This window comes from Bacillus sp. AR8-1 (genome assembly GCF_008042345.1).
Classification (GTDB): Bacteria; Bacillota; Bacilli; order Bacillales; family Bacillaceae_G; genus Bacillus_A; species Bacillus_A cereus.
In genome coordinates this window covers 34360-56061 of sequence record NZ_QNUB01000056.1, presented here as the reverse complement: position 1 = coordinate 56061, position 21702 = coordinate 34360, and the positions used below count along the sequence as shown (strand labels likewise).

Sequence of the window (21702 nt, the reverse complement as noted above, 5' to 3'; positions counted from 1 at the left end):
AAGGGAGAGAGAGAGAGACATGGCTGTAGAAGTTGTAATGCCGAAGTTAGGTATGGCGATGAAAGAAGGTATTATTACGAGCTGGAATATTAAAGCAGGCGATAATGTAGCAAAAGGAGAACTAATTGCTAGTATTAATTCAGAAAAAATTGAAACGGAAATTGAAGCGCCAGCTGATGGTACGGTACTTGATATAGCTGTAAGTGAAGATGAAGGAGTGCCGCCTGGTACTGTAATTTGCTACATCGGTAAACCGAATGAAAAGGTAGAAATGCAGGAAAGCACACATGTTGTAGAAGAAAAAACATCTAATATAGAAGTACAAAATGTACAAAATCAAGAAGCAAATGGGAAAGAAGTATCGAAGCAAAGAATTAAAATTTCACCTGTAGCCAAGAAAATTGCAAAGTCTGAAAATCTGGATATCAAGGCATTAGTTGGTACAGGTCCTGGCGGAAGGATTACAAAGGCAGATGTATTAAAAGCACTTGAGGTAAGAGTAAACGTTCCGGAAATATCTGAACGAGAAGAAAGTAAAGCGATTCCTGTTACTGGTATGCGTAAAGCAATCGCAAATCGTATGCACGCAAGCTTACAAAATAGCGCACAATTAACGTTAACGATGAAAGTAGATGTAACAGATTTAGTTGCTTTACATAAAGTAATAGCGGAAGTTGTACAAAAAAGATATGATAATAAATTAACTATTACGGATTTCGTCTCGTATGCTGTTGTATTAGCACTTGGAGAGCATAAAGAAATGAACAGCGCTTATATAGATGATGCAATTCATCAATTTGAACATGTGCATTTAGGCATGGCAGTCGCATTAGAAAAAGGGTTAGTCGTTCCAGCTATTCGCTTTGCAAATAATTTATCTTTAGTAGAGTTGTCTAAAGAGATTAAGAATATGGCACAAAAGGCACGAGCAGGTAGCTTAAGTAGTGATGATATGCACGGAACGACATTTACAATTAGTAATTTAGGTAGCTTTGGTATTGAATATTTCACACCGGTATTAAATACACCTGAAACTGGTATTTTAGGTGTAGGTGCAATTGAACATGTTCCTGTATTTAAAGGGAAAAAATTAAGAAAAGGAAGTATGTTACCTTTAAGTTTAACATTCGATCATCGTGTATTAGACGGTGCACCAGCAGCTGCATTTTTACGCACAATTAAACATTATTTAGAAGAACCTATAACAATTCTTTTATAAAGAGAAGGTGAGAGAATGAGTAAATTAGTTGTTATTGGGGGCGGACCTGCTGGCTATGTAGCAGCAATTACCGCGGCTCAAAATGGCAAAGATGTCACTCTTATTGATGAAGCTGACCTTGGCGGAACATGTTTAAATGTTGGGTGTATGCCGACGAAATCACTGTTAGAAAGTGCTGAAGTACATGACATTGTGAGAAAAGCGAATGATTATGGGGTTACGCTTAATACAGGAAGTATATCAATTGATTGGGATCAAATACAGGCGAGGAAATCACAAATCGTAATGCAACTCGTCCAAGGAATACAATATTTAATGAAGAAAAATAAAATTAAAGTTGTAAAAGGAAAAGCGAAATTCGAAACGGATCATCGTATGCGAGTTGTACAAGGAAATAAAGAAGAAGTAGTTGATGGAGAGAGCTTTATTATCGCAGCTGGTTCCGAACCTACAGAATTACCATTCGCTCCGTTTGATGGAAAATGGATTTTAAATAGTAGCCATGCCATGTCTCTTGAAAGTGTACCATCTTCATTGTTAATCGTTGGTGGTGGTGTAATAGGATGCGAGTTTGCAAGCATTTATAGTAGACTTGGCACAAAAGTATCGATAGTTGAAATGGCACCGCAATTAATACCTGGTGAAGATGAAGATATCGCGAATACTTTAAGAGAGAAATTAGAAAAAGATGGGGTGAAAATTTTTACGGGAGCAGTTTTAAAAGGTTTAAATAACTATAAGAAGCAAGCTTCATTTGAATACGAGGGAATTACTCACGAAGTAACTCCAGAATTTGTTCTTGTTTCTGTAGGAAGAAAACCACGAGTGCAACAATTAGGATTAGAAAAGGCAGGGGTTCAGTTTTCAAATAAAGGGATTGCTGTGAATGAACATATGCAAACGAACGTATCGCATATTTACGCAGCTGGTGATGTGATCGGTGGAATTCAGCTTGCTCACGTTGCCTTCCATGAAGGAACGACAGCAGCATTACACGCAAGCGGAGAAGACGTGAAAGTAAATTATCACGCTGTGCCCCGTTGTATATACACAGCTCCAGAAATAGCTAGTGTCGGGTTAAGTGAAAAAGGTGCAAGAGAACAATATGGTGATATTCTCATCGGAGAATTTCCTTTTACAGCGAACGGAAAAGCTCTTATTTTAGGAGAACAAGTAGGTAAAGTAAAAGTCATTGTAGAACCTAAATACCAAGAAATTGTAGGGATTTCTATTATCGGTCCTCATGCAACTGAACTTATTGGTCAAGGAACCATAATGATTCATACAGAAGTTACCGCTGATATAATGAGAGATTATATTGCAGCACACCCTACTTTATCAGAAGCAATTCATGAAGCGTTAATGCAAGCGGTAGGACATGCTGTACATGCTTAAATGGAAATATAATAAACCACTATTCTCTAAACAAATAAGAGAATAGTGGTTTGATTTTTTATTAATAGAATATCTTATTATTTTTTAATTTCAATCGCTGAAGTAATATCGTTCCAATCAGGAGCTAAATTAGCAGTTTTACCATACCAATCAGCGTGTTTAAATATAACACCTTTTCCATATCCTTGTGTTGAAGTGTGCTCCCAAAGTGTCGTTGAATAACTTGCAGAAGGTGAGGCTGTACTTACAGAAGAAATTCTGTCATTCCAGCTAGATGGTAAGTTTTTAAAGCCGCTGCTCCAGTAAATATATTGACCACCTTTATCTTTATGTTCGTAAAAATCAGTACTACCAGCACCACTACCTAAAGGATTAATATTATTTTTAATTACTTTTTTATCCTTTGCAATATACGCATCCAATGTTTCACGGCTAGTAAAACCATAAGCTAGCCAATCTCCATTTTCATTTTGCTCTGGTAATACCATAGTAATTTGGATATCTTTCTTATCCTGATCACTTAATTTTGCAAATGAATTAACATTTTGTTCATCCACTTTTAAATAATCAAATGACTTAATTGTGTTACTTTTTTCCTCAGCACTTACTGCACCTAGTCCTCCAGTTAATGCAAAACCCGCTACTAATGTCCCTGCTACTAATTTCTTCAACATATAACCATCCCTTTTTGTTTGAATTTTTGTACAGGTGAATCTTGTACAGCTAAAATGTATTCTAATTTTATACTTTTGTAAATATTCTGAAGTTTTAGAAATAATAGGCGGAATATTTACATTTTTACATTATTTCTTTAGAAAAAATGGTTATTGGAATGATATAATAAGTGGATGTATTGCTTTTACTGGATGTAAAGATATTTTAGGAGAGGTGTCATTGAAATATTTTACAAGAGAATGGTATAAAAAAATGCAAGTTTTAGAATTTGTAAGTTTTATAGAGTCTATAAAAGAATGGTCGGAAATGGATATACAAAGTTTAAAGGAAGAAATAGAGGAAAGGAAAATAGATTTATTAAAATTCCTTCCTGAATCGATATACTCAATTATACAAAACATAACAATTAATTCAGAATACCCATCAGGTGAACTGAAAAAACTTATGCAAGAGTGGACAACAGATTATGAGAAAAGAATGGCACAATTAGATCAATCATACGTAGAATATTTTAATTCCATTGAGAAAAAACTTCCGTCAAATGTCGCTCAGTTACACAAGACATCACTACACGATAGTGTAATTAAAGTAATGTTCTATGCAGGAAAACTTTGACAGTTCTTGGTGGCTATATCATGAAATAGCTCTTACTGAAGATGGTTTTGAACTAGGTGTTTTATTTGACTCTCCATTTAGAGAAGTGACGATTTGCGCAGCAGATGTATTACTTGTGAAGAAATAATGTTGTATGGAGTATTACAAACGTTTGACATAATAAAAAAATAAAGTTATTGTAGATACATGAAGTCTACAATAGGAGCTGTACTATGAAATATTCTAAAGCTACAAATTATGCTCTTCATACAATGCTTTTTCTGGCAAAGGCCACACCAAATAAGTTAGTTAGTGTTCACCAATTAGCAGAAATGCAAAATGTTTCACCAACGTACTTGTCTAAAATACTAACTAAGTTGACGAAGGAAGGGATGATACACTCATCATCTGGTCCAAAGGGCGGTTACTCGCTTAGTAAGAATTGGGAAGATATTTCATTTTTAGATATTATACATGCAATTGAAGGCAAAACATCATTGTTTGACTGTTGTTTACATGACAAACCTGGATGTTTAATTAATGAGGCAATGCTCGCAGCAGAAGAGAAAATGGAAGAAGAGTTAAGAAATCAAAAAATCGTAGATCTTGCGAAAAAAATAAAAGTGGATTTTTAATCTGCTTTTATTTTTAAATTAATTAAGGATAAAAAGGCTCTTTAATATCTTTAATTGTAGTTAGAAAATGATATGAAGAAGGAGAGAAGATGATGAATAATTTTTGGAATAATCGATATAAATCAGATGAATATTTTTACGGGGAAGAATCTAATACATTTATTAAAGAACAAGCATTTCGTTTAGCAAATCACAATAAAGTAATAGCATTTGCGGAGGGAGAAGGTAGAAATGCTGTATTTCTAGCAAGACAAGGGAACGAAGTAACAGCTATTGATTATTCGGAAGATGGATTAGAAAAGACAAAAAAATTGGCAGAGAAGCATAACGTAAACGTGCATACAAAAAAAGTAGATTTATTAGCTGATAGTTTGCCAGAAAATGAATATGATGCGGCAATTATGGTATTTGGACATTTTCATGATGATTATAAAAAAATGATATTAGATAAAATGATACAAACGATAAAACCTGGTGGATTAATTATGTTTGAAGTTTACTCAAAAAAACAAATAAACTATAGTACTGGTGGACCAAAAGATGTTGATATGCTGTATGATCCAATTGATATCCTTACTTGGTGTGAAGAACATAAGGTAATTCATTTCTTTAATGGAGAACAAGAGCGAGTTGAAGGGAAAGGGCACACTGGTTTAGCTGATGTTATTCAAGTTGTTATTAGAAAATGAATATAAGTGTTAATGAAAGGTAAATGTATGAATGTAAAAAGACCAGTCATTTAAGACTGGTCTTTCTATTTAGATACTAAATTATCAAGCTTCCAATATGTATTTGTTAACGGCGCAGCTTTGCTATCTATGTATAAATACATATTATTTAAATCTTTTGGTGAAGTTTTCAGTTCAAACACAACGTCAGTAGTTAAAGAGAATTCGTGTGGAACATTTTTATAGTGCTCGTCATCTATCGGATGAGCTTCACCTTCATATTTCTCACCAGTTTTTTCATCTTGTATGAAATATTTTATTTCCGAAAGATCAATAGTTTGTCCATCGTCCCGAACATTATTAATCATAACACGAGTAGTAAGGCGCCGCTCTTTGTCTATTTTTTCAAACTTTGCATTTTCAACTGTCGCTCTATAGTATTCGTTTTTAACTATTTCTCCATAGTGCATTGCATTCTTTTTGAGAGCGCTCTTTTCTTGTTTTGATGTAGTATTGCTATTACATCCTGTTAATATTCCAGTAAATAATAATGCTGTACATGTCGTTTTGATTAATGATTTCATAGTAATCCCTTTCTGTATTAAAAAGTAAAACATAGGAATAATTTTACATCAATAGGAAGGTAAATGGAAGTATTTTTGCGTAATATACAGATATACATTTATTTGGTTGTCAAGTTAACAGGATAGAAAGAGGGAGAAGACTGTATAAAACGGAATAAATAAGAATTGAAAATATTGTAAAACGGAAGAGGCATGCATATAATTAAAATAAAGTTTAAGTTTCTGAACCTTCAATAACGGTGGTGATAACATGTTTACTGAAGAACGTCGAGAGAAAATTTTAGAACTACTTAATACAGATGGAAGAGTAATAGCAAAGGATCTTGCGGAAAGATTTGATATGTCTATTGATTCTATAAGAAGAGATTTGTCTATTATGGAAAAGGATGGTTTATTAAAAAGAACGCACGGAGGTGCAATTGAACTTACGCGAGTGAGAAACTTAGCTGCGGAACCAACTAAACGTTATAGTGATAGCTCAATATATGAGGACACAATTGCAAGAGTTGCGGTATCTTATATACAAGAAGGTGATTCAATTTTTATTGGTGGGGCTTCCGTTCATAATGCGATGCTGAAATATTTACCGGAAGTATCATTTACGGTTATTACGAATTCTATAGAAATAGCTGGTTATCTACGAGAATATAAGAATATTGATACGTATTTAATTGGCGGAAAAGTAAAACCTTCAGGGAATATTACTGATACACTTGCCTCTGAATTGATAAGTAGATTTTCTATTGATCTGTATTTCTCTACAGGTGGAGGCATTTCATTACAAGGTATTAGTACCGCAACACCTGAAGTTGCTTATTTTAGTAAAAGAGTAAGTGAAATTGCTAGAAGAAATATTTGTTTAGTTCCGCATAATAAACTTGGAATAGATTGTTTTATAAGAGGAGAGTCTCTAAAAAAAATTGACATTATTATAACTGACGAAGAGGCTAGTAAAGAAACTGTTCAGGACTTTGAGAAACAAGGTAAACAAGTTGTAATAGCGCCATTATATTCATTTGAAAGGAGTTTGACATGATTGTAAAAGAGCAAGAGTTTCATATAAATGGATCAACTTATACAATTCGTTCTGCAGCTGAGAAAGATGCTGACCAGTTATCGAAAATTAGAGTTCAGATTGATGGAGAAACTGAAAATATGGATAGAGATGCTGGAGAGGGATTTATAGATAATCTAGGATTTCAAAAAATAATAAAAACAGATAGTGAAGAGGCGAAGAATCTCTTTTTAGTTGCAGAAGTGCACAATCGAATCGTTGGATTTTCAAGGTGTGAAGGATCAAATTTTAAGAGATTATCTCATAAAGTGGAGTTTGGCGTTTGCATTTTAAAAGAGTTTTGGGGATATAAAATGGGTAAGAGCCTATTACAACAATCTATTAAATGGGCTGACGAAAATGCAGTAAATAAAATATCTTTACAAGTATTAGAGACAAACGAGAAAGCTATTCATCTTTATAAAAAATTAGGTTTTGAAGTAGAAGGCGTTTTGAAAAATGACAAAAGACTATCGGACGGAAAGTATTATAATACGGTAGTGATGGGAAGGTTTACTGATACTTTTCATAAAAGAGGTGAAGAAGTATGTTTTACAGAAGGAAGTACTATGTAGTGAAAAATGAATTCATAGAAGTATTTAATGATCATTTCAATAACACGAACTTACCTAATCAATTAAAGCATGGTTCTAAGCTAATAGGACGCTGGATGAAAGATAATAAGAATGGTACGTCTGAAGTATTTGCCATATGGGAATATGATAGTTATGAACAGTATAAAGAAATAGAATCGAAAATTAGAAGTGACGAGAGGCATATTAGAAGAATACATGAATTGTATGAAAACCATGGCGGGAAAGAATATGTTTTACAGGAGTACATAGTAGAGATGAAAAATGAAGAGTTAGTATGTACTGTAAAGTAATAGAGGGGTGAGGGATAATAGGAATGAAAACAAAATTATATTTTAGTTTAGCATCCACTATTTTATTTGCAATAGCCGTGATTGTTTTCTTTATAAACGGTAATCCACAAAAGTGGTTTTGGTTATGTATTTTCTTTGCTTCCATTATACAAAATATAGTGCTACTAAAAAAGAATAAAGAAGTGCATTAAGATATTCAAATTATTAACATATTTGTGTCGTCTTTCTAGTTTTATTGAAAACGCTTTTATTCAGTTTTATAATAAAAGTATGTTTTTACAGATCTCCAAAACAATGAATAGGGAGATGATACAATGTTAGCTTCACCGTTTTACTTACATACATGGAAAAAGTTTATTAATGAAGGAGTCCTTGATTCGAACCGTATAAACGAAAGAATTTCAGAGTCATGGCATCGATGTAAACAAGCAAATGTGAATCCTCACATGAATAAAGGTCAGAAAATTTTGTCTTCTAGTTTTTTTCAAGATCAAAAGAAAAAGAGTGAAATCTTCCTAGATATCGCAATCCCTCAAATACAAAATATGAGAAAAACCATTGATGAACTACAAATGATGGCATTATTAATCGATCCAGATGGTTATGTTCTATCGTTAAGTGGAAATAAACAAACGTTAAAGCGAGCGAAACATATTAATTTTATTGAAGGTGTAAAATGGACGGAAGCAGCTGTGGGGACAAACGCAATAGGAACAGCGCTAGAAATTGAAGAAGCTATTATGATAAGTGGTACTGAACATTACTCCGTGGTATCTCATAGCTGGAGTTGTGCGGCTGCTCCCATTCATAATGATGACGGGAAATTAATTGGTGTTCTAGATTTCTCCTGTCCAATTGAATTTTCGCATCCATATATGCTCGGTATGGTAACTTCAATTGCACATGCGATAGAACGTGAATGTAGCATAAGAGTTCATCAAAATGAATTACACTTAATTCATCGTTTTTTAGATGTCATTGATAGTGATGAACAAGTAGTTATTTGTAATCATCGTGATGTTATCGTTTCTGCGAGTAAGAGCGTTCGTGAACGAATAAATAATTGGTCAAGAATGAAACTTGAAGAGTTAATGCACCATGGATTAGAAACTAAATTAGAGATACCAGTATATAGTAATGAAAGAATGATTGGGAAATGTATGTATTTAAAGGAAAACGAACAAATGAATACATATTCTGCTCTCACATTTATAAAAGGAATTACTTTTCCAGGAGTTACTGGGACAAGCAGAGCATTTCAACACACACTAGAAGAAATTAAGCTTGTTTCACCGACTGATGCTAGTGTGTATGTATGTGGTGAGACAGGAGTGGGAAAGGAATATGTCGCGAGAGCGATTCATGAAAATAGTCCAAGAAAAGACGGGCCCTTTATAGCTGTTAACTGCGGTTCTTTGCCTAAAGAATTAATAGAAAGTGAATTGTTCGGTTATGCTGAAGGTGCATTTACAGGTGCGCGACGTCAAGGATATAAAGGGAAATTTGAACAAGCGAATGGAGGAACATTATTTTTAGATGAAATTGGTGAAGTACCACCAGAGATGCAAGTAGCATTATTGCGTGTTTTACAAGAACGTACAATAACTCCAATAGGAAGTTCAAAAGAGGTACCAGTAAATATTCGTATTATTACTGCCACACATAAAGATTTACTACGGTTAGTAGAAGAAGGGAAATTCCGTCAAGATTTATATTATCGTTTGCACGTTTATCCGTTATATGTTCCATCGTTAATAGAAAGAAAAGAGGATATCCCATATTTTATACAACACTTTTGCGAACGGAAGAATTGGAATGTTGTATTTCCGAAGAGTATTTGCAATCAATTTTTACAACATACATGGCCCGGAAATATTCGAGAACTAGTAAATGCATTAGAACGTATTTACATTTTGTCGCAAGGACGGGAAATATGCGAAAAACAAGTCGCTCTTTTGATACAAACAATGATGGGAAATCAACAACAACTTGAGTTACAAGTTGAAAATAAAACCGAACATACATTGAATTTTCGCGAAAAAATACAGCGTGATAGCATGATTGAAGCATTACAAAAGACAAACGGAAATGTTTCATTAGCTGCAAAACTATTAGATGTACCCCGTAGTACATTTTATAAACGAATGCAAAAATATAAGTTATAAAGTAGATTTTTGTAAGCTACTTTTTCTTTGTGGGCTCATGTTCTGTCGGAATGTGCGCTTACCGGGGAAATAATAGAACAGTTAGAAATTAATTTCTGAAAGGGGGACTTATGTGAAGTATATTGAAATTGGCTTCGGAAATAGGTGGTTCGTTCGAACAGAAACTGAAAATAAAGATGGAACTGAATTTGAGGAACGAGGAATTATAAAACCTATTTATTTTGAGTCTTTATATGTACGAATTTGGTTTCGGAAAACCTGTTTTATTTTTGATACGAAAGAAGGGTTTAAAAAAACTAAGAAGAGGAGGATTGAATATAAATTTATAGTTGGAATTGTAAGTAGAATAAATAAAGAAAAAGTGTGCTGATATACGTTATTATATTGACCAGGAAATTCTTTGGACTTATATCAAATTCATAAAAAGCAATTTTACTAAATATAAATTGTTAATACAACCACTAAAAATTATTATCAAGACCTAAAAGCTAAAAATCTTTAAAAAATAAAGGTGAGCGCATATTAGTCATGTATAATATGTACTCACCTTTATTTTCTTGTTCAAAGCACCCGTTAGTCACTCATGGAACATGGAATAAAGTGTGGTATTGATTTAAAATAAAGTTTGATAATTTATAAAAAAGATTGATAAAACCCTGTATTAATATAAGGTTTTTTTTTGCCCCTTAAATTTCAGTTGTATTGTTCAATTAAAGGGCCAGATTGTTGAGGAAACGGGAATAATAAGAATACTCAAAAGATTGTTTGTGAAGTGTTACACTTAAACTAACGGGCAGTTTAGCTTAAGTACATTTTTTCACAAATTTAAAGGGGGAAATTTCCCCATTTTTTATACCAGCTTAACGTTGATTCGGGAATATTGAACTTCGCTACCTGCTAATTGAATTCTACTTCATCTGGAGACCTTTAAATTAAAATGTTTCCTTTCTTCTGACAGACTTATTAAATTTCGAAAACAATCAATTCAATCATCTTTTCGTATAGAAAAACTTATTAAGAAACATGCACTAGAAAAAATATAAATCATATATAGGAGATATCCCGTTTGAATGCTTGAGGAGGATATTATGAAACCTATGTTACCTAGTGAAAAATATTTCGGTAATTTAGAACTAGTTTATGCATTTTATGGGGCTATGCCTACAGGTGTTACTGTTTCAGAAACCGGTCGTATTTTCATTTGCTTTCCGAAATGGGGAGACGATGTTAAATTTACGGTGGCGGAAATTTTTGAGGATAAATTGCAGCCTTATCCTAATTTACAAACCAATTTGGTTAACCCCGAGAATATCCCAATGACTTTCATCAGTGTCCAAAGTGTAGTTGCTGATGGAAGGGGAACGCTTTGGATATTAGATACAGCGGCACCCAATTTTTCTGAACCTATTAAAGGGGGGGCAAAATTAGTCGCTGTTGATTTAGAAACCAATACAATAAGAAAAGTATATACCTTTACAGAAGATGTTGTCCTGCCTACAACTTATCTGAATGATGTCCGTTTTGATTTTCGTGTTGGAAAAGCAGGTTATGCCTATATAACGGATTCTTCTTCAAGAGGACCAGGAGCTATTATCGTCGTAGATTTATCAAATGGAAACGCGTTTAGACGGTTAAATGGAGCAAATTCAACTTCACCCGATCCCTATTTTTTACCGAAAGTAGAAGGTCAAATTTTAATGAATCGAAACAAAGACGGTTCAACTTCTCCATTTAGGTTGGCGTCTGATAGTCTTGCGATTTCTCCCGATGGAAAGATATTATTTTTTGCTCCACTAACCAGTCGGCATTTGTTCTCGATCTCAACAGAAGCCTTGAGAGACAGAACGATACCGGACATGAATTTACCTTATCATGTGGAGTATTGGGGAGAAAAAGGTGCGTCTGATGGAATGATCACCGATGCAAAGGGAGCTGTTTATGCTGGAGATTATGAAAACAACAGTATCCGTAAGATATTGCCAAATGGCATAATGGAAGCTATCGCACATGATCCGAGAATTTTGTGGCCGGATACTTTTTCAATTGGTCCGGATCAATATTTGTATGTCATTGTGAACCAATTACATCGACAGCCTAGATTTCATTATGGAAAAGACTTACGACAGAAACCTTATAGTTTACTTCGTATCAAAATTGATGAATTTCCTGCTCCGACCTTTTCATAATAAAAATAGTCAATTAATTGTTTTCATTGATAGAAAATGATCAAACTTTTTTATAAAACCAAAACATAAACCTGCTGGATAAGAATCCATTTTGATCAATCTTTTTCAAAATGGATTCTTTTTATTTACCATAGAATACGGGTTAACACGATATTTTTAATCAAACTTTATTTTAAAATTACGAAGGAACTCATGAATGTTTTAAAAAATATGGTGAAGTAGTAATACCCCAACTTATGAGTGAAATTAATGAAAAGTTAAAATGGGATGTTGTTAGTTATGTAGATCATAAGGAGTATGCTTTATGGCCACTACTAAAATATTTTAAAAAGATAATTACCTCAGCCTAAAGATATTAAAGAACTTGTTTGTAATATTCTATTTGAAGATTTTTCATTGAAAATCTCAATAGCTCTTTCACATATTTCTTAATTAATACAAAATCTTTCTGTTATCCAATAATTAAGTTCAGAAAATGTAAGGCTTTGTTCTATTTTCTTACCTTGGGAATATTGTTTTAAAACATTATTATTAATAGAAGTCGGAATGCCATCGATATAACCGAAAATCTGAATTTTCTTTAATACAGGAGATATACGCCAATCATTAGACTTTGTAATGAGTTCTTTCATACTTGATAAATGTATTGGATCTGTATGTAAAATTTTTGCTGGACCTGGATTTCTAGCAATTTTAATCCTATTATTTGAGACTTCACAAGTGAAAGTTTCTCTTACATTACTTACTTGAAATGCTTCATAAAGTGGATAAGCTTGGAATAAAGGCGCACAGTAACCAACATCGACATAATAAGGTTGCTCTAAATTAACTCGTAAACATAAATGTCCAGGATCCATATACATACATATAATGAACATCAAAATCAAGATTGGATAGTAACCAATGGAATCCAATTGAGTGTGTCCAACAAGTACCGCCCAAACCTTTTGTTGTAATACGGTTTATGTATGTCTCAATGTAAGGAAAATAATCCTCTGTTTCATTACTTTTTTCCCAGTCAATTATTTTAGTAAGAGTTTCCCACTTTACCTTTTCTTGATGAGCTTTAATAAGCTCATTTAAAAACTTTAAGCTAGTAGGTTGTTTTGTAGCACCTAAAAGCGATAGAAACTTGTTTACAAGTTTTTCTTGTGACATGTTCTTATCCTTTCTATATAGTAGTTTGTATTAAGAATATTATACAATTAATATCAGAAAATACAGTTATTAATAGGTTAGGAGAGAATTGTATGTCAATGTCGCTATATTATAAAAAAATTCGTGAGCAATTAGGCCATGAACTAATTCTAATACCGAGTGTAGCTGCTGTTATTAAAAATGAGCAAGGGAAAATCTTATTTCAATATCCTGGTGGAGAATACTGGAGTTTGCCAGCTGGAGCAATTGAGCCTGGAGAAACTCCAGAAGAAGCGGTAGTTCGTGAAGTGTGGGAAGAAACGGGTTTGAAAGTGCAAGTAAAAAAACAAAAAGGGGTATTTGGAGGGGAAAGGTTCCGTCATATATATCCGAATGGCGATCAAGTAGAATATATTGTTGTTGTGTTTGAATGTGAAATTACTAGTGGAAAACTGAAATCGATAGATGGTGAATCTTTAAAACTACAATATTTCTCATTTTCTGAAAAGCCTACTTTAGCGCTACCATACCTAGATAATATATTTTTATAGATGTAAAATAACACACCTTACTTATTGAAGGTGTGCTATTTATATAACCCGGTCGTATACATCTCCGTTAACGTATACACAATTTCCTCTAAGTTAATCTTTTTATCATTTTGCGTAATAGTCCAAAGAAACGATTCATTCATCGCGAACCAACCGCGTGCTACAATCTCTTTATTTAAATTAGGTTGTGCTAATCCACTTTCTTGAGAGTAAGTAATATCTTGTTTAATACTTGTTATAAAACGTTCCCGAATCTCATCCCATTTTTGCCGTATTTCTCTTGATAATCCTATCGCTTCCTCTACAACTTGCAAAATAGCGCGTTCTTCATCTGCTAATTGCAGGAATGCTCTAACTTGATTTTGGATCATTATATGTGCTTCCTCTTTTGTTTGTGGAGAAAAAGAGCGCTCAGCAATATTATAAAATTGATTCATAACATCTTCCATTAAACTAATTAGGAGATCATCTTTGTTTTTGAAGTATACATATGCTGTTCCATAACCAGTTTCTGCATGTTTAATAATTTGTGTAATTGTCGTTTTTTGAAATCCGTTATTTATAAAAATAGTGTAACCAGAGTGTAATAGTTTTTTCTTCGTTTCTAAGGAGCGGTGTTTTCTTGATGAAAGGGTACTGTTTTTCAAAGAATCACCTCTTTATACTGAAATATCTGAAAATATAACTGTATTGTAAAAGAAATTCATATATAAAGTCAACTGACATAATATCATTGACGTCGTATCAATTGAGGTGATATATTTCAATTAGTTAGAATAAAAAGAAAATTAAGAGAAGGTGACACCATGTATAAAGAACCATTTCAACCGAATTATGAATATGCGCTTGAATGTGATAAACATGATGAACTGAAAGATTTTCAAACTGAATTCTATAAAAAAGAAGGAACGATATATTTAGATGGAAACTCATTAGGACTACTTTCAAAAAGAGCAGAGAAATCATTACTTACGTTGCTAGATTCGTGGAAAGAGTATGGCATTGACGGTTGGACAGAAGGTGAGCACCCGTGGTTTTTCCTTTCAGAGAAATTAGGTAAACTTACAGCCCCTCTTATTGGTGCTTTACCGGAAGAAACTATTGTAACCGGTTCTACAACTACAAATATACACCAAGTTATTGCGACGTTTTACGAACCGAAAGGAATACGTACAAAAATACTTGCGGATGAATTAACTTTCCCATCAGATATTTATGCACTTCAAAGTCAAATTCGTTTAAAAGGATTAGATCCAGAGGAGCATTTAGTAAGAGTGAAAAGCCGAGATGGTAGAACACTTTCTGAAGAAGATATTATTTATGCGATGGAAGATGATATCGCTTTAATTTTATTACCTTCTGTTTTATATAGAAGTGGTCAAATTCTGGATATGAAACGTTTAACAACGGAAGCTCATAAACGCGGCATTCACATTGGATTTGATTTATGCCATTCAATAGGATCTATTCCGCATCATTTCAAAGATTGGGATGTCGATTTTGCTGTTTGGTGCAATTATAAATATTTAAATGCAGGACCGGGTGGCGTTGCAGGAATTTATGTAAATAATAAACATTTTAATAGACTACCAGGGTTGTCTGGATGGTTTAGTTCTAGAAAAGATAAGCAGTTTGATATGGAGCATACATTAACAGCCGCTGATCATGCAGGTGCTTATCAAATTGGTACACCTCACGTTTTAAGTACAGCACCATTAATTGGTTCACTTGAAATTTTCAAAGATGCTGGTATTGAGCGTTTACGTGAGAAATCTTTACATATTACGAGGTACATGCTGAATTTAATTGAACATGAATTAAAAGATTTCGAATTTACAATTGGAAATCCATTAGAGGATGAAAAACGAGGCGGGCACATTTATTTAGAGCATGCAGAAGCAGCACGTATATGTAAAGCACTAAAAGCAAATGGAGTAATTCCAGATTTTAGAGCGCCAAATGGGGTGAGACTTGCGCCGGTCGCTTTATATAACACATACGAAGAAGTGTGGAAATCTGTACAAATATTAAAGAAAATTATGAAAAATGAAGAGTATAAGCAGTTTGAAAATAAGCGAGAGGTTGTGGCATAAATATGAAAACATCAGAGTGGATTGATATTTCACAACCGCTAAATAATAATATTGCAACGTGGCCAGGAGACACACCGTTCTCGTATGAAGTTTCATGGTCAAAAGAAGAAAGTGGCTCGGTAAATGTCGGAAAGTTAACGATGAGTATTCATACAGGCACTCATATTGATGCACCATTTCATTTTGATAATGATGGAAAGAAAGTATTAGATTTAGATGTTCAAGTTTATGTTGGTCCAGCACGGATTATTGACGTTTCTAATTTTGAAAGCATCGGGAAAAAGGAATTAGAAAGCTTTCATTTAGAAGGTGTAGAACGATTATTATTACGTACATCTTCACATGGAAAAGCTGAAGAATTTCCAGATGTGATCCCTCATTTACGTGCAGACATAGCACCTTTTCTTTCAGAGAAAGGTATTCGTTTAATCGGAGTAGATGTACCATCAGTTGATCCGCTAGATGATAAAGAATTAGCAGCGCATCATCAATTATTTAAACATGGAATTCATATTTTAGAAAATGTCGTACTAGATCATGTAGCAGACGGTGATTATGAACTTATTGCATTACCACTTGCATTAACTGATGCAGATGGAAGTCCAGTTCGAGCCGTTATTAGACCAATATAAGTAGAATCGTATAAAAGGGGCGTTTGGCTAATATGAAAGAAAATGAAAAAGTAATTATGGAAAAAGGGATTCATACGGATTTTAAAGAGAATATGACGTATGGGGAGTATTTACAATTAGATAGTTTACTATCTTCTCAAAAAAGATTATCGGACCATCATGATGAAATGTTATTTATCGTTATTCACCAAGCAAGTGAGCTTTGGATGAAGCTCATTTTACATGAGCTAAATGCGGCGATTGAATCTATTAAACAAGATAAATTACAACCAGCTTTTAAAATGTTAGCACGTGTATCAAAAATTCAGTCTCAAATTATTCAATCTTGGGATATTCTTGCGACATTAACACCATCAGAATATATTGAGTTTCGTGATTCACTCGGTCAAGCTTCAGGTTTTCAATCGTATCAATATCGTATGATTGAGTATGCACTTGGCTATAAAACGCCACACGCATTAAAAATTTATGAAAAGGATCCAGAATTACATGCACGACTTCATAAAGCGCTACATGCACCAAGTCTATATGATGTCGCGATTCAAGCATTAGTAAAAGAAGGATTCCCTATTCATAAAGATGTGTTAAACCGTGATATTACGCAACCTTATGAAGAAGATGCAACAGTAGAAGCAGCGTGGTTAGAAGTATATGCGGATGTGAAAAAATATTGGAATTTATATCAGCTTGCTGAAAAATTGATTGATATTGAAGACTGGCTACAACAATGGCGTTTTCGTCATATGAAAACAGTAGAACGAATTATTGGATATAAAATGGGAACAGGTGGATCCTCCGGTGTTTCTTATTTAAAACGAGTACTTGATCAACAATTCTTCCCAGAGCTGTGGAATGTTCGTACGAAATTATAAAAATAAACCTGTCAGTTCATTATGACTGACAGGTTTATTTTTATTTGAGCACAATTATGTTTAAAATGAAGGAACAAGATATAATAAATGGAGTAACTATTTAAATGGAGGTAAAGTTTTTGGATTTCAAGCAACTAGAAAATAAATTCGAAAAGAAAAAAGTGAATACATTTCTTGTTTATCAAAAAGGGGAATTAACAACTGAGTACTATAAAACACCTGAATGTGCAAATAAATTATATAAAATAAATTCGATTACAAAAAGTATTGTATCTTTATTAATTGGTATTGCTCTTGATAAGAGCTATATAAATGATATACATACACCGATTACAGAGTGGATTGAAAATGTACCTGGGGAAAAACATGATTTGACGCTTTATCACTTATTAACAATGACTACTGGTGAGGATTGGAAAGAGTTTGGAAATGGAGTAGTATTCCCAAATGACTTTGTAGAATCAGAGAACTGGGTACAGTACATATTAGAAAAGCCAATAATTGAAGAACCTGCTACAAAAATGAATTATAATTCAGGTTCTTCTCATTTACTGAGCTATATTATTCAAGAAGCTACTGGAATGTCGACAGAGCGGTTTGCAAAGAAATATTTATTTGATCCATTAGAAATTAACGAATACGAGTGGCAACAAGATCCGCAAGGTATATATGTCGGCGGCTTCGGTATGAAAATGAAATCTACCGATTTATTAAAATTAGGAAAGTTATGTTTGCAAAATGGATATTGGAATGAAAAAGAAATTGTATCAGCGAAATGGTTAGAAGAGTCAAGTAGGGCTCTATTTGAAACATATGAACATGTCGGTGCATATGGATATCACTGGTGGGTATTAGATAACGGAAGATTTCACATACCGTATTGTATATATTTTGCTATGGGATACGGCGGACAATACATCGTTATCATTCCTCAGTTAGAAATAGTAGCTATTATAAGTAGTCATATGCCAAAACGTGGGCTTGTTCCATTAAAACTATTTATTGAGCATGTACAGGGAAATTCTAATTATATATAAGAAAAGGAGGGAATGTATGAAGGATGAAAAAATTTTATCTTTATTTAGATTATGTTTAAGTCTTCTAGTGTGTAGCGCCATTATTACGCAATTCATAATTAGGGCACAAGTGAAGCCGTTTAATCCAGTTAACTTTTTTAGTTTCTTCACTATTGAAAGTAACATTTTAGTTGCATGTATTCTCCTTTTAAGCAGTATCGGAACAGCTACATTTGGTCGCTCAGAACAGTTTAGTATACTTCGTGGTGCGGCAACGGTATACATACTTACGACAGGACTCGTTTATTTTTTGTTACTAAGAGGGTTAGAAGAGTCACTTCAAACGGCAATACCATGGGTAAATACTGTGCTACATTATATCATGCTGATTGCAATGCTTTTAGATTGGATTTTAAATCCACCTATTAAGAAAATCACTTGGAAACAAGCTGCAAGTTGGCTCTTATTCCCGTGTTTTTACGTTGTATATAGCTTAATACGTGGTCCAATCGTGAATTGGTATCCATATCCGTTTTTAGATCCGAGAATAGGTGGATATGGTAAAGTACTTTTATATAGTATAGGGATAGCTGTAGTAATTGGCGCTATTTGTATATTGGTAAGATTTTTAGGGAATCGAAACTTTAGGAAAGAATTTTAGAAATGCAAGGAACCCCACTGTTTCCATTTTTAACAGTGGGGTTTCACTTTATCTACTCGTCTTCTGAAACGACAACTTTATAAATTTCTCCGTCTTCGTTTCAAATTCTACATCAACAAAAACACCATATTCTTTTCCATCTTCACGTAACCACAATTTAAATTTTTCAACAGTTATTTGAACTGTTTTTGGTTTTCTACCTATATGAAGATAGTCAATAATTTCTGCTTTTGGGTATTGTTCTTTCGTCTTTTCTACGGCAAGTTTACCCCATTTGGCATACGGCGGCTGCGCATGAACAATTGATGAGTCTGTATATATATTTGAACATGTTGTTAGGAACAGAATGACGAGTGCGACACGTTTTAACGATTTCTTCATGATGAACTCCTTTCATCCTTTTTTTATATTGTTTACATATTTTTTCAACGATATTAGTTTGGATTTTTTTGTCTTCTTTACATAAAAGCGAGGCTTTTACAAAACATAACCAAGAAATCATTTCCGTAATTAAGGAGGGAAAATTATGCGCCAAAAAGCTATTTTTAAAATAGCAGTTTTACTTGCGTTCATAGGACTGTCTTTAATGGTCAGTAGTATACAACTAAAGAATGTAGAAGCTTTTTCTAATCAAGTTATTCAAAGAGGAGCATCTGGCGAAGATGTCATTGAACTGCAATCTCGTTTGAAATATAACGGATTTTATACGGGAAAAGTGGATGGTGTTTTCGGATGGGGTACATACTGGGCACTTCGGAATTTTCAAGAGAAATTCGGATTACCCGTTGATGGTTTAGCTGGAGCTAAAACGAAGCAAATGCTCGTGAAGGCAACGAAGTATGACAAGTCAACTGCTAATAAAGGGACAACAACGAATAAAGGAAATAGCGGCGGAACTGCACAAGAGAATAAACCACCTCAAAATAAAGGGACAAATGTTCCGAACGGTTATTCTCAAAATGATATTCAGCTTATGGCAAACGCAGTATACGGCGAATCACGTGGTGAACCGTATTTAGGACAAGTTGCAGTAGCTGCCGTTATTTTGAATCGTGTTACAAGTGCGTCATTCCCAAATACTGTTTCAGGTGTAATCTTTGAGCCTAGAGCATTTACAGCAGTAGCCGATGGACAAATATATTTAACGCCAAATGAAACAGCAAAAAAAGCAGTTTTAGATGCGATTAACGGATGGGATCCAACAGGAAATGCTTTATATTATTTCAATCCAGATACTGCGACTAGTAAATGGATTTGGACTCGTCCACAAATTAAAAAAATCGGTAAACATATTTTCTGTAAATAGAGCGGAGGTGGGACAATGTTACGAGGTATTATCATTGTATTATTAACAGTCGGTGTAGTAGGAACAGGCTATTGGGGCTATAAAGAGCACCAAGAGAAAAATGCGGTTTTAATTCGAGCGGAAAATAGCTATCAACGTGCATTCCATGATTTAGCATACGAAGTCGATTTATTACACGATAAAATTGGCACAACACTTGCGATGAATTCACGATCATCTTTATCACCTGCATTAGCGGATGTATGGCGTTTAACATCTGAAGCTCGCTCAGATGTTGGACAACTTCCTTTAACATTAATGCCATTTAATAAAACGGAAGAATTTTTAGCGAATATCGGTGATTTCAGTTACCGTGCAGCCATTCGTGATTTAGAAAAAGAGCCGTTAAATGAGCAAGAATATAAAACGCTACAAACTTTATATTCAAATGCAGGAAATATACAAGATGAACTAAGAAAAGTACAACATCTTGTTTTGAAAAATAATTTACGCTGGATGGATGTAGAAATGGCACTTGCATCAAATCGTGATCCAGCAGATAACACAATTATTGATGGATTGAAAACTGTAGAGAAAAACGTAACATCATATTCTTCTACAAACTTCGGACCGACCTTTACAAGTGCGCAAAAAAATAAAAAAGGCGGATTTGAAGCGGAAGGAAAGGCAATTTCTAAAGATGAAGCGGCGAAAATTGCCAAATCGTTTTTAAATTTAAAAGGAAATGAAAAAGTAGATGTAGAGAAAAGTGGAAAAGGTGCGAAAGAATCCTTCTATAGTGTGAAAATTAAAGATGAAGCAACGAACAATGAGTTCTATATGGATATTACCGGAAAAGGCGGATATCCAATTTGGGTTATGAATAACCGCGAAATTAAAGAACAGAAAGTTAGTTTAAACGATGCAGGTAGTAAAGGTTTAAAATTTTTAAAGGACCATAAGTTTAATAATATGGAGCTTTATGATAGCTCTCAATATGATAATGTTGGTGTATTTACGTATGTAGTAAATGAAAATGGAGTACGAATTTATCCAGAAGCAATCCAAATGAAAATTGCTTTAGATGACGGTTCTATCGTAGGGTTCTCCGCAAAAGAATATTTAGCGTCACATCAAAAACGAACAGTTCCATCGGCAAAGCTAACTGCAGCAGAAGCAAGAAAGAAAATCAATCCGGATGTAAAAGTAATGGAAGAACGTAAAGCTGTAGTAGTTAATGATTTGCATAATGAAGTACTTTGCTATGAATTTGTAGGTACTTTAGGAAAAGATACGTACCAAATATTCATTAATGCTAATAGCGGGGCCGAGGAAAAGGTAAAGAAAATGCAAGCTGTTGAAAAAATTTATGATTAAACCTTAAAAGTGAAGTG

22 protein-coding genes and 2 pseudogenes are annotated in these 21702 nt (G+C 33.8%); 19 read left to right on the top strand and 5 right to left on the bottom strand.

The window, feature by feature from the left end:
• Window positions 1–19: 19 nt before the first annotated feature.
• Complete coding sequence (locus DN400_RS26760; protein ID WP_147802040.1) at window positions 20–1219, top strand: dihydrolipoamide acetyltransferase family protein; 1200 nt, start codon at window positions 20–22, stop codon at window positions 1217–1219.
• 15 nt (window positions 1220–1234) lie between these two features.
• Entirely contained in the window at window positions 1235–2614 is a 1380-nt protein-coding gene (gene lpdA / locus DN400_RS26755) for a dihydrolipoyl dehydrogenase (protein WP_086387388.1), read from the top strand.
• Between the two features lie 77 nt (window positions 2615–2691).
• Here the strand turns inward: lpdA and DN400_RS26750 are convergent, their stop codons facing one another.
• On the bottom strand, window positions 2692–3288 hold the full coding sequence (locus DN400_RS26750) for a hypothetical protein (protein WP_071713675.1): 597 nt from the start codon (window positions 3286–3288) through the stop codon (window positions 2692–2694).
• A gap of 220 nt (window positions 3289–3508) precedes the next feature.
• Here DN400_RS26750 and DN400_RS26745 point away from each other — a divergent pair.
• The 3 genes and pseudogenes from DN400_RS26745 (at window position 3509) to DN400_RS26735 (ending at window position 5207) form a co-directional block, all read left to right on the top strand.
• A pseudogene (locus tag DN400_RS26745) lies at window positions 3509–4031 on the top strand (DUF4085 family protein).
• Window positions 4032–4116: 85 nt separating this feature from the next.
• Window positions 4117–4518: an Rrf2 family transcriptional regulator gene (locus tag DN400_RS26740; protein WP_000877649.1), complete on the top strand. Its 402-nt coding sequence runs from the start codon at window positions 4117–4119 to the stop codon at window positions 4516–4518.
• An 89-nt stretch (window positions 4519–4607) separates the two neighbouring features.
• Window positions 4608–5207: a class I SAM-dependent methyltransferase gene (locus tag DN400_RS26735; protein ID WP_071713677.1), complete on the top strand. Its 600-nt coding sequence runs from the start codon at window positions 4608–4610 to the stop codon at window positions 5205–5207.
• Window positions 5208–5272: 65 nt separating this feature from the next.
• Here DN400_RS26735 and DN400_RS26730 read toward each other — a convergent pair whose 3' ends face one another.
• Window positions 5273–5770, bottom strand: a complete 498-nt coding sequence (locus DN400_RS26730; protein ID WP_071713678.1) for a hypothetical protein — start codon at window positions 5768–5770, stop codon at window positions 5273–5275.
• 250 nt (window positions 5771–6020) lie between these two features.
• Here DN400_RS26730 and DN400_RS26725 point away from each other — a divergent pair, with 250 nt between their 5' ends.
• The 6 genes from DN400_RS26725 (at window position 6021) to DN400_RS26700 (ending at window position 12061) form a co-directional block, all read left to right on the top strand.
• A complete protein-coding gene (locus tag DN400_RS26725; protein WP_000493642.1) occupies window positions 6021–6806 on the top strand; it encodes a DeoR/GlpR family DNA-binding transcription regulator in 786 nt (261 codons plus the stop codon).
• Window positions 6803–7399, top strand: a complete 597-nt coding sequence (locus tag DN400_RS26720) for a GNAT family N-acetyltransferase (RefSeq protein ID WP_097853366.1) — start codon at window positions 6803–6805, stop codon at window positions 7397–7399. Before DN400_RS26725 ends, DN400_RS26720 begins: the two co-directional genes overlap by 4 nt.
• Window positions 7372–7710 carry an NIPSNAP family protein gene (locus DN400_RS26715; RefSeq protein WP_147802039.1) on the top strand — a complete coding sequence of 113 codons (339 nt, stop codon included), beginning with the start codon at window positions 7372–7374 and terminating at the stop codon, window positions 7708–7710. The genes DN400_RS26720 and DN400_RS26715 overlap by 28 nt, the downstream gene beginning before the upstream one ends.
• Before the next feature lie 314 nt (window positions 7711–8024).
• Complete coding sequence (locus DN400_RS26710; protein WP_098532791.1) at window positions 8025–9875, top strand: sigma-54-dependent Fis family transcriptional regulator; 1851 nt, start codon at window positions 8025–8027, stop codon at window positions 9873–9875.
• A 112-nt stretch (window positions 9876–9987) separates the two neighbouring features.
• Window positions 9988–10245 (top strand): DUF3977 family protein, encoded by a 258-nt coding sequence (locus DN400_RS26705; RefSeq protein WP_000873825.1) that lies wholly within the window; start codon window positions 9988–9990, stop codon window positions 10243–10245.
• 718 nt (window positions 10246–10963) lie between these two features.
• A complete protein-coding gene (locus tag DN400_RS26700) occupies window positions 10964–12061 on the top strand; it encodes an L-dopachrome tautomerase-related protein (protein ID WP_033657518.1) in 1098 nt (365 codons plus the stop codon).
• Between the two features lie 428 nt (window positions 12062–12489).
• On the opposite strand, the pseudogene DN400_RS26695 reads toward DN400_RS26700, so the two are convergent.
• A pseudogene (locus DN400_RS26695) lies at window positions 12490–13219 on the bottom strand (arylamine N-acetyltransferase family protein).
• A 92-nt stretch (window positions 13220–13311) separates the two neighbouring features.
• On the opposite strand from DN400_RS26695, the gene DN400_RS26690 reads away from it, so the two are divergent.
• Complete coding sequence (locus tag DN400_RS26690; RefSeq protein ID WP_098311771.1) at window positions 13312–13749, top strand: NUDIX hydrolase; 438 nt, start codon at window positions 13312–13314, stop codon at window positions 13747–13749.
• A 35-nt stretch (window positions 13750–13784) separates the two neighbouring features.
• Here DN400_RS26690 and DN400_RS26685 read toward each other — a convergent pair whose 3' ends face one another.
• Complete coding sequence (locus tag DN400_RS26685; protein WP_097923867.1) at window positions 13785–14396, bottom strand: TetR/AcrR family transcriptional regulator; 612 nt, start codon at window positions 14394–14396, stop codon at window positions 13785–13787.
• 159 nt (window positions 14397–14555) lie between these two features.
• On the opposite strand from DN400_RS26685, the gene kynU reads away from it, so the two are divergent.
• The 5 genes from kynU (at window position 14556) to DN400_RS26660 (ending at window position 19023) form a co-directional block, all read left to right on the top strand.
• A complete protein-coding gene (kynU, locus tag DN400_RS26680) occupies window positions 14556–15842 on the top strand; it encodes a kynureninase (RefSeq protein ID WP_000276261.1) in 1287 nt (428 codons plus the stop codon).
• Window positions 15843–15844: 2 nt separating this feature from the next.
• On the top strand, window positions 15845–16474 hold the full coding sequence (gene kynB / locus DN400_RS26675; RefSeq protein WP_000858069.1) for an arylformamidase: 630 nt from the start codon (window positions 15845–15847) through the stop codon (window positions 16472–16474).
• Between the two features lie 32 nt (window positions 16475–16506).
• Window positions 16507–17346, top strand: a complete 840-nt coding sequence (kynA, locus tag DN400_RS26670; RefSeq protein WP_025118391.1) for a tryptophan 2,3-dioxygenase — start codon at window positions 16507–16509, stop codon at window positions 17344–17346.
• A 119-nt stretch (window positions 17347–17465) separates the two neighbouring features.
• Window positions 17466–18383 (top strand): serine hydrolase domain-containing protein, encoded by a 918-nt coding sequence (locus DN400_RS26665; protein WP_000346232.1) that lies wholly within the window; start codon window positions 17466–17468, stop codon window positions 18381–18383.
• A 16-nt stretch (window positions 18384–18399) separates the two neighbouring features.
• The gene (locus DN400_RS26660) at window positions 18400–19023 is read left to right on the top strand and encodes a Pr6Pr family membrane protein (RefSeq protein WP_147802038.1); all 624 of its coding nucleotides are present in this window, start codon (window positions 18400–18402) and stop codon (window positions 19021–19023) included.
• A 48-nt stretch (window positions 19024–19071) separates the two neighbouring features.
• Here DN400_RS26660 and DN400_RS26655 read toward each other — a convergent pair whose 3' ends face one another.
• Window positions 19072–19404, bottom strand: a complete 333-nt coding sequence (locus tag DN400_RS26655; protein ID WP_016512695.1) for a DUF3889 domain-containing protein — start codon at window positions 19402–19404, stop codon at window positions 19072–19074.
• 145 nt (window positions 19405–19549) lie between these two features.
• On the opposite strand from DN400_RS26655, the gene sleB reads away from it, so the two are divergent.
• Window positions 19550–20329: a spore cortex-lytic enzyme gene (gene sleB, locus DN400_RS26645; protein ID WP_001249053.1), complete on the top strand. Its 780-nt coding sequence runs from the start codon at window positions 19550–19552 to the stop codon at window positions 20327–20329.
• A gap of 15 nt (window positions 20330–20344) precedes the next feature.
• Window positions 20345–21685 carry a germination protein YpeB gene (gene ypeB, locus DN400_RS26640; RefSeq protein ID WP_016081334.1) on the top strand — a complete coding sequence of 447 codons (1341 nt, stop codon included), beginning with the start codon at window positions 20345–20347 and terminating at the stop codon, window positions 21683–21685.
• Window positions 21686–21702 lie beyond the last annotated feature (17 nt).